Below are 13,285 nucleotides of genomic sequence, written 5' to 3'. Positions count from 1 at the left end.
CGAAATCAAAAAGCGGGTTTGTCGCTGAGGTCCTGCAGGTTCTTCTGCAATTGCTCGCTCATCGGCAGGCCCAGGGCCACGTTCCTCGGGGCAATGGGCTGCATGAACCACTTGTCATAGAGCCTGGCGAACGCGCCCGACTTCATCATGTCGCCGATCACGCCATCGACCAGCTGCTTGAACTGGGCATCGTCCTTGCGCAGCATGCAGGCATAGGGCTCGACCTGCAGCGAGTCGGCCACCACCTCGAAGTCCCCGGGGTTCTTGGCCGTGGGGATCAGGCCGAAGAGCAGGATGTCGTCCATGCCGAAGGCCGCGGCGCGGTCGTTCTCCACCAGCAGGAAGCCGTCCGCATGGTCCTTGGCCATGACGATGTTCATGCCCCAGGCCTTGTCGGCATTGGCCTTGCGCAGCACCTGCAGATTGGTGGTTCCCGTGGTGATGGCCACGGTCTTGTCCTTGAGGTCGGCGTAGTTTTTGATGCCCGAGCTCTTCTTCACCAGCAGCCGCGTGCCCGTGTAGAAATGGTTGATGGCAAAGGCCACCTCCTTGCCGCGCACCGTGTTGTTGGTGGTCGAGCCGCATTCCAGGTCGATGGTGCCGTTGGCCAGCAGCGGCATGCGGTTCTGCGAGGTCACGGCCTGCCACTGCACCTTGAGATCGGGTCGGTTCACCGCCTTCTTCACGGCCTCGGCCACGGCCTGGGACATCTCCACCGTCATGCCGATGGGCTTGCCGTTGTCCAGGTAGCTGAAGGGCACGGAGGACTCGCGGTAGGCCAGCGTGATGCGGCCGCTGTCGCGCACCTTGGCCAGCGTGTCGGCATGGGCCGCAGCCAGGCCTCCCAGGGCCAGGGCCGCGCACAGCGCGGTGGTGTGAAGTTGCATGCTTGTCTCCTCGTCTTTGGTGGATGTGCGGCCAGTGTAGGAAGGGCGGCGGCCTTTGCGGAATGACAATATCGGGCCGGTCCATGCCCGCCGGTTATGGGCTGTCGCCCTGCCCTGAGCAGCAGCCCCCGGCCATAACCTGCGTGCATGGCCCGTGTGCCAAATGCCATGGCCCGGCCTGCCGCGCGCGGCCTACAGTGCGGCTGCATGGAGAAACGATCAATGCATGTCTGCATCGTGGGCGCCGGCATCGTCGGCCTGGCAACGGCCTGGGCGCTGCAGCGGGCCGGCCACCGCATCACCGTGCTGGACCGCGCACCGGGCCCCGCCCAGGGCGCCAGCGGCGGCAATGGCGCGCAGCTGAGCTATTCCTACGTGCAGCCGCTGGCCGATCCCGGCATCTGGAAGATGCTCCCCCGCCTGCTGCTGCAAAAGGATTCGCCGCTGGCCTTCCGCCTGCGCGCCGACCCCGCGCAATGGGCCTGGGGACTGCGCTTTCTGGGCGCCTGCAATGCCCATGCCTCGGCCGAAGGAACGCGCGCCCTGCTCGCCCTGGCCGCCGAAAGCCGCCAGGCCTTCGAGTCGCTTCAGGCCGACGAAGCACTGGCCTGCGACCTGCACACGCCCGGCAAGCTGGTGCTCTACCCCACCCAGCAGGCGCTGGATGCCGCCGCGCAGCAGGTGGCACTGCAGGCGGGCCTGGGCGGCGCGCCGCAGCGCATCGTCAACGCCGCCGAAGTGGCGCGCATCGAACCCGCGCTCGCCCGCTACGCGCAACGTATTGCAGGCGCCGTGCACACGCCCAGCGAGGCCGCAGCCGACTGCCGCCTGCTGTGCGAGCAACTGGCCGCCCGGCTCACCGCACGCGGCGCCGAACTGCGATACGGCGTGGAGCTGCAGGGCTTCGAGCGCGAGGGCGACGCCATCACCGGCCTGCGCACCGCCGCAGGCCCACTGCCGCTGCGCGCCGACCACTACGTGCTGGCCAGCGGCTGGGAAAGCGCGGTCCACGCGCGCCAGCTGGGCCTGCGCATTCCCGTCTATCCGCTCAAGGGCTACAGCATCACCGCCGATGCCGCCGCGCAGCTGCCGCACGCCGCGCCCCGGGTCAGCGTCACCGACACCGCACGCAAGGTCGTCTTCGCACGCATCGGCGAACGCCTGCGCGTGGCCGGCATGGTGGAGATCGTGGGCCGGGACACGCGCACCGACCCGCGCCGCATCGCCAGCCTGCGCCGCTCCACGCAGGAGGTCTTCGCCGACCTGCCGCTGGACGGCAACCTCCACCCCTGGACCGGCATGCGCCCCGCCACACCCACCGGCCTGCCCCTCACCGGCCGCCAGCGCGGCGGTCCGCGCAACCTGTGGCTGCAGACGGGGCACGGCGCGCTGGGGCTGACGCTGGCGTTCGGTTCGGCGCAGAGGCTGGTGGGGCAGATGGAGGAGGCCTGAAACCCGCAGGCCTCAACCAGCCAGCAACTCGCGCAAGGCCTTGCGCATTTCCTCGGTCATTGCCCGCGCCAGCACCGACCCCGGCCGCTGGGGCAGGCTCAGGGCATTCACACCCACCGTGATGCGCGGCAGCAGGGGGACGACATGGACCTTGCGGCGGTCGGCGGCCAGGGCGGTGCAGCCGTCCATGATGGCGGCGCCCAGGCCGTACTCGGCCATGGACAGGGCCGCGTGGTAGGTCTGCACGGTGACCACGGGCGACAGGCCCACGCCGTGCTCGCGGCAGGCCTGGCCCAGGCGCATGCCCAGCGGGTCGCGCGCATCGAGAGCGACCACGGGCAGCTCGGCCAGGTCCTTGAGCTCCATCCCCTCTTCGCGCACGCGCGAGGGCGGCAGCAGGCCCTTGGGCAGCACGCAGAACATGTCCACCTCGGCCAGCAGCTCATGCTCCAGCGCGGGCTGGCCCACGGAGCTGATGACGAAGCCCACGTCGGCCTCCTGCAGCAGCAGGGCCGAGACCACCTGGGGCGTGTGCAGTGCCTGCACATGGACCTGCACCTGCGGGTGGCGGCACCGAAAGCCGGCCACGGCGCGCGGCAGCACCTCGCGGCTGAGCGCGAAGACGGTGAGCACGGTGAGCCGGTCCGCTGCCCGGCCATGGCGCAGGTTGTCGGCCAGACGCTGGACCTCGTCGAGCTGCTCGAACAGCTTCTCGATGTGGGGGAACAGCGCCAGCGCCTCATTGGTGGGCGTGAGCCGCCCGCGTGCGCGCTGGAACAGCGCAAAGCCCAGCTGCAGCTCCGCATGCTGCAGGGTGCGGCTGACGGCCGGCTGGGTGATGTTGATCAGCCGTGCGGCAGCGCTGACGCTGCCGGTCTGCATGACGGCATTGAAGACCTCGATGTGGCGCAGGCGCATGGGCCGTCCTCAGCACGGTCACTCTTGAGCGGACTGCGCGCGCGCCAGCCGCTCGCTTTTCCAGTACACGTCGTCGCCGCCATCCATGCGGTTGAGCACGCGTGCCAGCACGAACAGCAGGTCGGACAGGCGGTTCAGGTATTGGCGCGGCGCGGGCCGCATGGCCTCGCCCTGCTCCAGCGCCACCACCATGCGCTCGGCACGGCGCGCCACGGTGCGGCAGACATGGGCCTGGGCCGCTGCGCGGCTGCCGGCCGGCAGGATGAATTCCTGCAGCCGGGGCAGCTGCGCGTTGTAGTGGGCCAGCGCTTCATCGAGCTGCAGCAGGGCGTCGTCCTTGAGCAGTTCATAGCCGGGAATGGACAGCTCGCCCCCCAGGTTGAACAGCTGGTGCTGCACATCGACCAGCAGCTCGCGCACGTCGTCGGGCAGGGCCTCGCACAGCAGCAGGCCGATGTGGGAATTGAGCTCGTCCACATCGCCCATGGCGTGCGGGCGGCCGCTGTTCTTGGAGACGCGCGTGTTGTCGCCCAGGCCCGTGCTGCCGTCGTCTCCGGTGCGCGTGGCGATCTGTGTCAAACGGTTGCCCATGGGGTTCTCCTTGGCGATGCGGGGTGAAAAACAGGACCCGTGACGGCCCATCACCTGATTGTGCGTTACAGCCGGCACGCAAATGTTGTAGCAGGCAACAGCCGGCAAAAGTGCTGGCCCTGCTGCGCTGCAACAGGTGGAATGCAGTCATGTTCCACGTTCGACAAGGAGTTCGACACATGACCTCTCAACTGCGCAAAGTCTCCGGTTTTGAAATCCGCAGCGTGATGTTGTTCGCGGCCATTTCGCTGGGCAGCGTTGCTGCCATGGCGCAGGAATTGGGTCCGGGCAATGGTCCCGCGACAGGCGTCAGGGCTGCACCTGGGCCTGCAGCAACCAGCCCAAGCGCCCCCGCCAACGAGGTGCAAGCCGCATTCGACCGCGCCGACACCAACCGGGACGGCAAGCTGAGCAAGAAGGAGGCCGAGGCCCTGCCCGCCGTGAGCAGCAATTTCGCCCAGATCGATGCCGACAAGAACGGATCGCTGTCGCGCGATGAATTCAGCAAGGCTGTCCAGCCGCGCTGACACCCGGATGCCTGGCGGCTGACCCACACGGTTGGGCGACAGGGCCGGTGGTATTCTTTCCGGTTCCCCCTGGAGAACACCGATGAACGCCCCTGTCGCCCCCGTCCGCCTGCAGCCTGACTTCGCTCAGCGCCCCATCCCCGAAGCCTTTCTCCAAGCCCTGGCCCAGCGTTTCGGCGCCCAGTGCTCCACGGCTTTGGCGGTGCGCGAACAGCACGGCCGCGACGAGGGCGCCATCCAGGCGCCCCCGCCTGCGGCCGTGCTCTTTGCCGAAAGCACGCAGGACGTGCAGGACGCGCTGAAGCTGGCCGACCAGCATGCCGTGCCGGTCATCCCCTACGGCGCAGGCTCCTCGCTCGAAGGCCATCTGCTGGCCGTCGAGGGCGGCATCAGCCTGGACCTGAGCCGCATGAACCGCATTCTCTCGGTCAACACCGAGGACCTGACGGTCACCGTGCAGCCCGGCATCACGCGCAAGCAGCTCAACGATGCCATCAAGGACACGGGCTTCTTCTTCCCCATCGATCCCGGCGCCGATGCCTCCATCGGCGGCATGACCGCCACGCGCGCCAGCGGCACCAATGCCGTGCGCTACGGCACCATGCGCGAGAACGTGCTGGCGTTGGAACTGGTCACGGCCAGCGGCGAGCTGATGCGCACCGGCACGCGCGCCAAGAAAAGCAGCGCGGGCTACGACCTCACGCGCCTGATCGTGGGCAGCGAGGGCACGCTGGGCGTGGTCACCGAGATCACGGTGCGCCTGTACCCGCTGCCCGAGGCCGTGAGCGCGGCCATCTGCTCCTTCCCCAGCATCGAGGCCGCCGTGCGCACGGTGATCCAGACCATCCAGATGGGCGTGCCGATTGCCCGCGTGGAGCTGGTGGACGTGAACTCGGTGCGCATGGTCAATGCCTACAGCAAGCTCACGCTGCGCGAGGAGCCCATGCTGCTGATGGAGTTCCACGGCTCGCCCACGGGCGTGAAGGAGCAGGCCGAGATGGTGCAGGACATTGCGGGCGAGTTCGGCGGCAACGCCTTCGAATGGGCCGAGCGCCCCGAGGACCGCACGCGATTGTTCACGGCCCGCCACAACGCCTATTTCGCGGCCGTCTCCAGCCGCCCCGGCTGCCGCTGCATCACCACCGACGCCTGCGTGCCCATCAGCCGCCTGGCCGATGCGCTGCTGGACTCGGTGCGCGAGGCCGACGACAGCGGCATTCCCTACTTCCTCGTCGGCCACGTGGGCGACGGCAACTTCCACTTCGGCTACCTGATCGACCCGGACAACGAGGACGAGCGCTCGCGCGCCGAGCAGCTCAACCACCAGCTGGTGTCGCGCTCCATTGCGCTGGGCGGCACCTGCACGGGCGAGCATGGCGTGGGCATCCACAAGATGGATTTCCTGCGCGAGGAAGCCGGCGACGGCGCGGTGCAGATGATGCGCTCCATCAAGCAGGCGCTGGACCCGAAGAACATCCTGAATCCCGGGAAAATCTTCAGCCTCTGAGTCCCTCCGCCTCGGCCTTCTCGCGCAGGAAGTCGATCAGCGTGGTGATGGCCCGCGTCTGGTAGTGGGACGGCATGTACAGCAGGTATTGGCGCGTGGCCAGAAAGTCCAGGCTGCCCGGCGGCAGCGGCAGGCGCTCAAGCGCGCCGCTGGCCAGTTCGGCCGCCACCATGTAGCGCGGCACCACGGCCACGCCCAGGCCCTGCAGCACGGCATCGCGCAGGAAATGGAAGTTGGGCGACATCAGGCGAGGGCGTATGCGCAGCTCGGTGGGCCGGGCGCCGTTCATGCCGGCCGTGCGCAGCTTCTGGCCCGTGAGCGCCGAGGTGATCAGCGGCACGCGCTTGAGCGCCAGCAGCGAGTCGGGATGGCCATGCTGCGCCAGGAACTGCGGCGTGGCGCAGGCCTCGTAGAGCACGTCGCCGAGCTTGCAGGCCACCAGGCTTTCGGGCGGCTCGGTCATCACGCGCACGGCGAAGTCCACGGCGCCCTGCATCAGGTCCTCGATGTCGTTGTCGAAGATCACCTCCAGCGTGATGCCCGGGTGCATGCGCATGAACTCCGTCAGCCAGCCCGACATCTGCAGCTGGCCATAGCCGCTGGGCACGCTCAGCCGCACGGTGCCCTGCAGGCTCTGGCCCAGGCTGTCCACCGACTCGGCCGCCGCCATGACCTCCTGGCGTATCGCGCGGCCATGCGCGTACAGGCGCAGGCCCAGCTCGGTGGGCTCGACCTGGCGCGTGGTGCGGCGCAGCAGCTGCTGGCCGATCTGGCGCTCGAACTGGTTGAGCCGGTGGCTGACGTTGGCGCGGCTCATGCCCAGGCGCACGGCGGCGCGGCTCAGGTTGCCGGCTTCGATGATGTCCACCAGCAGGGACAGTCCGCCCAGATCCATTGTCAAACCTCAGTACACACAATGTCCATTTTTTAGCACGATTGTCAAAGTCCATAAACGAATGAAGAATGCGGGCCTGCCCGGGCATCACCGGCCCGTCGCGGTTTTCGTGGTTCGACAAGGTTTCGCATGAGTGCTCTCCCCTCTTCCCTGCCGCTGGACGGCGTGCGCGTCCTGGATCTTTCGCGCGTGCTGGCCGGCCCCATGTGCGCCATGGCGCTGGCCGACCTGGGCGCCGATGTCGTCAAGGTCGAGCACCCGGGCCGCGGCGACGACACGCGCGACTGGGGCGTGCGCGTGGGCCAGCGCAACACCTCCTACTTCAACAGCGCCAACCGCAACAAGCGCTCGGTCACGCTGGACCTGCAGGCCGAAGAGGGCCTGCGCATCGCACGCGAGCTGGCGGCCGACAGCGACGTGGTCATACAGAACTTCAAGGTCGGCGGCGCCGAGAAGCTGGGCCTGGGCTACGAGCAGCTGTCGCAGCTGAACCCGCGCCTGGTGTACTGCTCCATCTCGGGCTACTCGCGCAGCGGCCCCGAGGCCACGCGGCCCGGCTACGACCTGGTGGTGCAGGGCGAGTCCGGCATCATGGCCATGAACGGCGAGCAAGGCCAGGGCCCGCTGAAGTTCGGCGTGGCCGCCGTGGACATGTTCACGGGCATGTACTCGGCCCAGGCCATCCTGGCCGCGCTCTACGAGCGCGAGCGCAGCGGGCGCGGCCGCCATGTGCAGATGGCCCTGTACGACTGCGGCCTGATGATCACCAGCTACTACGGCATGGAGGCCTTGCTCAAGGCCGGCGACCCGCCCAAGTTCGGCAACGCCCATCCGTCCATCGTGCCCTACGGCGTGTTCGAGGCGGCCGACGGCCCGCTGGTCATCACCGTGGGCAACAACGGCCAGTTCCAGCGCTTTTGCACCGACGTCATCGCCAAGCCCGAGTGGGCCGCCGACGAGCGCTTTGCCACCAATACCGCACGCTCGGCAAACCGCGAGCTGCTGATGCCGCTGGTGCAGGCCGAGCTGCTGCGCTTCACGCGCGCCCAACTGCTCGAATGCCTGACGGCCGCGCAGATTCCCTGCGGCGAGGTGCTGGGCCTGTTCGAGGCCCTGAACTCGCAGCGCACGGCCGACGCCGGCCTGCTGCACCGCTTCGAGGACAGCGAAGCCGGCAGCCAGTCCGTGCTGGCCCCGCCCTATGCGCTGGACGGCCAGCGCCTGCCCGTACGCCGCCCGCCGCCGCACCAGGGCGAACACACCGACGAGGTGCTGCAGCAGCGCCTGGGCCTGGACGAACAGGCCCGCGCCGCGCTGCGCGCCAAAAACATCATCTGAGAGCGCGCAGACGTTCCCACCCAGACCGCTCCACGGCTCTCATTTCCACCCCTTCCCGCTTGAGGAGACATATGACTTCCACCCCCTTCCAGGCCTCGCGCCGCCAGATCCTTTCCGCCGCCTGCGCCACCGCCATCGCCACGCTGGCCCCCGCCGCACGGGCCCAGAGCCAGTGGCCCGACAAGCTGATCAAGCTGACCGTGGCCTTCCCGCCCGGCGGCCCCACCGACACGGCCGCGCGCATCGTCGCCCAGCGCCTGACCGAGCGCCTGGGCCAGACCATCGTCATCGACAACCGCCCCGGCGCCTCGGGCTCGGTGGGCACGGCGGCCTTCATCAAGTCGCAGCCCGACGGCTATTCGCTGTCCATGTTCGGCATGCCCGCGCTGCTGGCGCCCATGCTGTTCAACAACAACCTGTACGACGTGCGCAAGGACTTCCTGCCCGTGGCCACGGTCTATGACCTGCCCATGGCCATCGTCATCAACCCGCGCGAGCTGCCGGACGTGACCAACCTGCAGCAGCTGATCGAGCATGCCAAGAAGGCCAAGCCGGCGCTGAACTACACCAGCTCGGGCACGGGCAGCTTCGGCCACCTGTCCATGGAGCAGCTCAAGGACCTGGGCGGCTTCGACATGCAGCACGTGCCGTACCGCGGCAGCGCGCCGGCCGTGACCGACCTGATCGGCGGCCAGATCGCCGTGATGTTCGCCGACGTGGTCGCGGCCCTGCCCCACATCCAGGCCGGCAAGCTGCGCGCCATTGCCGTCAGCTCGCAAAAGGCCAAGCAGCTGCTGCCCAATGTGAAGTCGGTGGCCGAGCAGGGCTTCCCCGGCTTCGACGCCGACACCTGGGGCGGCCTGATCGCCCCGCTGAACACGCCTCCCGCCGTGGTCCAGCGCCTGAACCAGGAGCTCAAGCTCATCCTGGCCGAGCCCGAGCTGCAAAAGAAGATGCTGGCCGCAGGCGCCATCGCCACCTACCAGGACGGCGCGGCCATGAAGGCGCGCCTGAATGCCGACTTCACGCGCTGGAGCAAGATCGCGAAAGACAAGAACATCTCTTCGCAGTAAGAACACAGAGCGCCCCACGATGCGCCTTCAGGGCATGCCGCAAGGCATGCCCTTTTTTGCTTTTTGACCCCGCCATCCGCAGCGTGCGCCAGGTTTCGCCGCCGGGCCGCCCCAAGGCGAAACGCGGCCCCCTCGGGGGGCGCCCGGCCAGGGGCAGCGGACCATGCGAAGCAGGGGGAGCGTGGGGGCTACTTCGACAGATCCATGATCATGCGCGTGGCCAGGTACAGGCGCGGCACGATGGTGTTCAGCTGCACATACTCCGCATCATTGGAGTGCGCGCCGTAGCCGCTCAGGCCAAAGCCCTCGATGACCGCACCCTTGGCCTTGAGCGCCGCAAACGCCGCGTCGGTGCCGCCGCCCGTGGCCTTTTCCATCACGCTCATCTTCAGGCCCAGCTCATCGCTGTAGATGGTCTGCGCCTGTTTGGCCAGGCTGCGCGAGGCCTCGTTGGCCTCCAGCGGCGGGCGGCGCACTTCAAACTTGAGCTGCACCTTGCTGGCGTCCAGCAGCTTGTGGCCCACCTTGGCCTGCATGGCCTGCTCCAGCGCCGTGAAGTCGGCCACGCGCAGCGCGCGGGCGTCGGCCTGGGCCGTGGCCTCGGCGGGAATGACGTTGCGGTTGGTGCCGGCCTTGGCCACGGTCCAGTTGAGCTTGAGGCCGGTCTCGGGCTTGGACAGGTCCTTCATCTGCAGCAGCTGGTGCGACAGCTCGTACAGCGCGTTCACGCCGTCCTCGGGCTTGGCGCCCGCGTGCGAGGCCTTGCCCTCGACCTTGAGGTAGGCCGCGCCGATGCCGCTGGTGGCCAGGCGCACGCCGCCGTCGGTGCCGCCGCCTTCGAACGAGAAGACCGCATCCTGCTCGGCGCCCAGGCGCGTGATGGTGCTGCGCGCGCCGGGCGAGCTGATTTCCTCGTCGCTGTTCATCAGCACGGTCAGCGTGCCGTAGTTGTCGAAGCCCAGCTGGCGCAGCATGGCCACGGTGTGCAGGATCAGGGCCACGCCCTGCTTGTCGTCGGCAATGCCCAGGCCGTAGGCGCGCTCGCCGTCGATGCGAAACGGCTGGTCCTTGAGCATGCCGCGCAGGTAGACCGTGTCCATGTGGGCGATCAGCATGATGCGGCTGGTGCCCTTGCCCTTGAACTCGGCATGCACCATGGGGCCGATCTTCTCGGGCGTGTCACCCAGCCGGTAGACGTCGGTGGGCTGCAGGATCTCGACCTTGCCGCCCTGCTCGCGCAGCTTGCCGGCCACGTAGTTGGCGATCTGCTCCACGCCCTCCATGTCCTTGCTGCCCGACTCGATGTGCACCAGGTCGCGCAGCGTGTCCAGCAAGGGCTGCTGGTGCTTTTGCGCCAGCGCCTGGATATCGGCCTTGGGCGCAGCCAGGGCACTGCCGGACAGGCCGGCCATGGCGAGGGCCAGCGCCAGCGGGGCGCTGCGGAATATGAGGGAAAGCGGTGCGAAGGCGGAACGCATGGACAGGTCTCCTGTGTTGAAAAGTTGTGCCTGCACGATAGCAGGCGCCGCGCAGGGCGCACGCAATTGGCGTGCCTGTTTTGTCCATCTCTGCGCCCAAAGCAAAGGCCCCGCAAGCCTGGGCCTGCGGGGCCTTGTGGGGAGCGCGACCCGGTATCAGCCCGCGCTCAGCGCCATGCCGCTTTTCCGGCTCACGCCATCGCCCACGACCACGGCCGACACCACGCTCAGCACCAGGGCAATGGCCGATCCGTAGAACACGCCGTGGCTCATGCCGTGGTCCAGCATGTAGCCGAACACCGGCGCGGCCAGGCAAAAGCCCAGGTCCAGGCCCGAATACACCGTGCCGTAGACGCGGCCCGTGGCGCCGGGGGGCGCGGCGCGCTTGATCAGCATGTCGCGCGAGGGGCCGGCCAGGCCCGTGCCCAGGCCCGCGATGGAGGCCACGGCCACGGCCGCCATGGCCGGCAGCCAGCCCGTGCCGACCAGGAACAGCGCAACACCCGAGCCCAGCATGCAGATGGAGATCACCTTCTCCAGCCGCTGCACGCGGCCCACGAGGAAGCCACCGGCCAGCATGCCTGCCGCGCCGCAGAGCATGTAGCCCGTGACGATCAGCGCCGTCACGCTCAGCGGCAGTCCGTACATGGACTGCATGGCGGGGCTGGCAAAGCTCTGGATGGCGCTGAGCGCGCAGGTGCTCCAGAAGAAGAACGAGAAGCACAGCCAGACCGAGGGCAGCTTCAGGAAGGCCATGGGATGCTCCTGCGGCACGGCGGCCGCAGCGGCGCGCGCCGCGGGGGCCTGGGCATCGGCCGCACGGTCGTCCAGCGCTTCGCGGTTGAGCACCATGATGGTGAGGATGACGGCGGCCAGGGCCGCGCCGCACAGGCAGGCCAGGCGCCATGAGCCCGTGGCCGTGGTGATGCCCGCCATGAACAGCGGCGCCAGCGCCCAGCCGATATTGCCCGACAGGCCGTGCACCGAGAACGCATGGCCGATGCGCTTGGCCGACACGCGCTTGTTGAGGATGGTGAAGTCCACCGGGTGGAAGGGCGCATTGCCCAGGCCCGCGAAGAAGGCCGCCAGCAGCAGCATTCCATAGCCCTGCGCCAGGCTGGCGACCACGCCCGCCACGGTGAAGCTGCCCAGCGCCGCAAACAGAATGGGGCGCGCGCCGAAGCGGTCCACGGCAAAGCCGGCCATGGCCTGTCCCACGCCGGAGACCACGAAGAACAGCGACACCATCACGCTGAGCTCGGCATAGCTGTAGCCGAACTCGGCGATCAGCCACGGGAACAGCGGCGGCAGCAGCAGGTGGAAGAAATGCGAGGAACCATGCGCCAGGCCGATCAGGCCGATGGTGCGCACATCGCTGCGCAGCGGGTCCGGCGCCACGGCGTCCGGCATGGAAGAGGAAGAGGCGGTCATGGGCCGCATCTTAGGCAGCAGCGTTTCGTCTTGTATGCGATAGTCTGCCAACTTCTATCGCAAACATGCCAATGCCTGTCTCCACGCCCGGCACCCCTGCCCACACCCCTGCCCACACCCCTGCTGACACTCTTGCCGACACCCTGCCCAGCACCTGCCCCGCAGCCGCACTGCGGTCGGTGCGCAGGGCCCGGCCGATGGAGCCGGTGGAGGCCCTGCATCCGCACCTGTTCGTGCCCACGCCCCAGCGCCCCGTGCGCGCCAAGCAGCACCGCCTGTCGGCACGCACGCGCGTCATACCGCACAGCCACAGCTGGGCACAGATCGCCATCTCGCTGGACGGCGTGCTGCACCTGTCGGCCCCCCAGGGCACGCTGATCGCCCCACCCTCCAAGGCCGTGTGGATTCCGCCCGGCCTGGTCCACGCCGTGGCCATGGTCGAGGAAGCCGATCTCGTCTCCATCTACGTGCTGCAGGACGATCCGGCCCAGGGCCCCGTACTGCCGGACCTCCCGCCCTGCGGCGTGGCCTGCAACCCGCAGGACTGGGCACGCTGCCGCGTGCTGGAGGTTTCGCCGCTGATGCGCGAGCTGATCACGGCCCTGCCCAAGCAAAGCGATGACCAGCCCGCCCCGGACGCCGCCACGCTGCAGCGCGAGCACCATCTGAGCGCCCTGCTGCTGGAAGAACTGCGCCGCGCCAGCGAAGTCCACCTTGGCGTGAACATGCCCCAGGACAAGCGGCTGCGCATGCTCTGCGAGGCCGTGGTGGCCGACCCCACCCAGCACGAGAGCCTGGCCGACTGGGCGGCAGACACCGGCGCCAGCCCGCGCACCGTGGCCCGGCTGTTCCAGCAGCAGCTGGGCTGCAGCTTCACCGCCTGGCGCCAGCAAGTCGTGCTGGCCCACGGCCTGAGCCTGGCCGCGCGCGGCCTTCCCATACAGCAGATCGCGGCCGAGCTGGGCTACAGCCCCAGCGCCTTCAGCGCCATGGTGCACCGCACGGTGGGCATGCCTCCGGCACGGTTCTTCGGGCAGCAGGCCGGCTCCGCTGCCCACAGGGTCGGATCAGGCGCTGTATCGCGGCCGATCAGGGAATGACAGGGAGCCATCGCCTCTTCGCGATAGCTGATCCGATATAGGGTTTGCCTAAGGCCAGCCCATGGAATAGGGCGGCGCCCTGCGTGCT

At 68.6% G+C, this 13,285-nt stretch carries 12 protein-coding genes; 6 read left to right on the top strand and 6 right to left on the bottom strand.

What is annotated here, in order from left to right:
* Window positions 1–5 precede the first annotated feature (5 nt).
* A complete protein-coding gene (locus AC5I49_RS13345; RefSeq protein WP_016447309.1) occupies window positions 6–887 on the bottom strand; it encodes an amino acid ABC transporter substrate-binding protein in 882 nt (293 codons plus the stop codon).
* Window positions 888–1,109: 222 nt separating this feature from the next.
* Between AC5I49_RS13345 and AC5I49_RS13340 the strand changes: the two genes are divergently transcribed.
* Window positions 1,110–2,339, top strand: a complete 1,230-nt coding sequence (locus AC5I49_RS13340) for a D-amino acid dehydrogenase (RefSeq protein WP_495789528.1) — start codon at window positions 1,110–1,112, stop codon at window positions 2,337–2,339.
* Window positions 2,340–2,351: 12 nt separating this feature from the next.
* On the opposite strand, the gene AC5I49_RS13335 is transcribed toward AC5I49_RS13340, so the two are convergent.
* A complete protein-coding gene (locus AC5I49_RS13335; protein WP_495789491.1) occupies window positions 2,352–3,257 on the bottom strand; it encodes a LysR substrate-binding domain-containing protein in 906 nt (301 codons plus the stop codon).
* Window positions 3,258–3,275: 18 nt separating this feature from the next.
* The gene (locus AC5I49_RS13330) at window positions 3,276–3,848 is read right to left on the bottom strand and encodes a cob(I)yrinic acid a,c-diamide adenosyltransferase (RefSeq protein WP_017405705.1); all 573 of its coding nucleotides are present in this window, start codon (window positions 3,846–3,848) and stop codon (window positions 3,276–3,278) included.
* 179 nt (window positions 3,849–4,027) lie between these two features.
* Between AC5I49_RS13330 and AC5I49_RS13325 the strand changes: the two genes are divergently transcribed.
* Window positions 4,028–4,375, top strand: a complete 348-nt coding sequence (locus AC5I49_RS13325) for an EF-hand domain-containing protein (protein ID WP_151020680.1) — start codon at window positions 4,028–4,030, stop codon at window positions 4,373–4,375.
* Between the two features lie 82 nt (window positions 4,376–4,457).
* Window positions 4,458–5,882 carry an FAD-binding oxidoreductase gene (locus AC5I49_RS13320; protein WP_495789490.1) on the top strand — a complete coding sequence of 475 codons (1,425 nt, stop codon included), beginning with the start codon at window positions 4,458–4,460 and terminating at the stop codon, window positions 5,880–5,882.
* Here AC5I49_RS13320 and AC5I49_RS13315 read toward each other — a convergent pair.
* A complete protein-coding gene (locus AC5I49_RS13315) occupies window positions 5,872–6,777 on the bottom strand; it encodes a LysR family transcriptional regulator (protein WP_046987902.1) in 906 nt (301 codons plus the stop codon). The two genes, AC5I49_RS13320 and AC5I49_RS13315, sit on opposite strands and share 11 nt — an antisense overlap.
* Window positions 6,778–6,906: 129 nt before the next feature.
* On the opposite strand from AC5I49_RS13315, the gene AC5I49_RS13310 reads away from it, so the two are divergent.
* Both AC5I49_RS13310 and AC5I49_RS13305 read left to right on the top strand, forming a co-directional pair.
* The gene (locus tag AC5I49_RS13310) at window positions 6,907–8,115 is read left to right on the top strand and encodes a CaiB/BaiF CoA transferase family protein (protein WP_012202002.1); all 1,209 of its coding nucleotides are present in this window, start codon (window positions 6,907–6,909) and stop codon (window positions 8,113–8,115) included.
* 71 nt (window positions 8,116–8,186) lie between these two features.
* Window positions 8,187–9,188 carry a Bug family tripartite tricarboxylate transporter substrate binding protein gene (locus AC5I49_RS13305; RefSeq protein ID WP_013799975.1) on the top strand — a complete coding sequence of 334 codons (1,002 nt, stop codon included), beginning with the start codon at window positions 8,187–8,189 and terminating at the stop codon, window positions 9,186–9,188.
* A gap of 188 nt (window positions 9,189–9,376) precedes the next feature.
* Here AC5I49_RS13305 and AC5I49_RS13300 read toward each other — a convergent pair whose 3' ends face one another.
* Both AC5I49_RS13300 and AC5I49_RS13295 read right to left on the bottom strand, forming a co-directional pair.
* Entirely contained in the window at window positions 9,377–10,666 is a 1,290-nt protein-coding gene (locus tag AC5I49_RS13300) for a M20/M25/M40 family metallo-hydrolase (RefSeq protein WP_495789489.1), read from the bottom strand.
* Between the two features lie 156 nt (window positions 10,667–10,822).
* The gene (locus AC5I49_RS13295; protein ID WP_016452281.1) at window positions 10,823–12,097 is read right to left on the bottom strand and encodes an MFS transporter; all 1,275 of its coding nucleotides are present in this window, start codon (window positions 12,095–12,097) and stop codon (window positions 10,823–10,825) included.
* Between the two features lie 65 nt (window positions 12,098–12,162).
* On the opposite strand from AC5I49_RS13295, the gene AC5I49_RS13290 reads away from it, so the two are divergent.
* Window positions 12,163–13,197 carry an AraC family transcriptional regulator gene (locus tag AC5I49_RS13290; protein ID WP_495789488.1) on the top strand — a complete coding sequence of 345 codons (1,035 nt, stop codon included), beginning with the start codon at window positions 12,163–12,165 and terminating at the stop codon, window positions 13,195–13,197.
* The last annotated feature ends 88 nt before the right edge of the window (window positions 13,198–13,285 follow it).

The sequence above is a fragment of the Delftia sp. genome (assembly GCF_059499305.1).
This window is presented reverse-complemented; position numbering and strand designations above follow the sequence as displayed.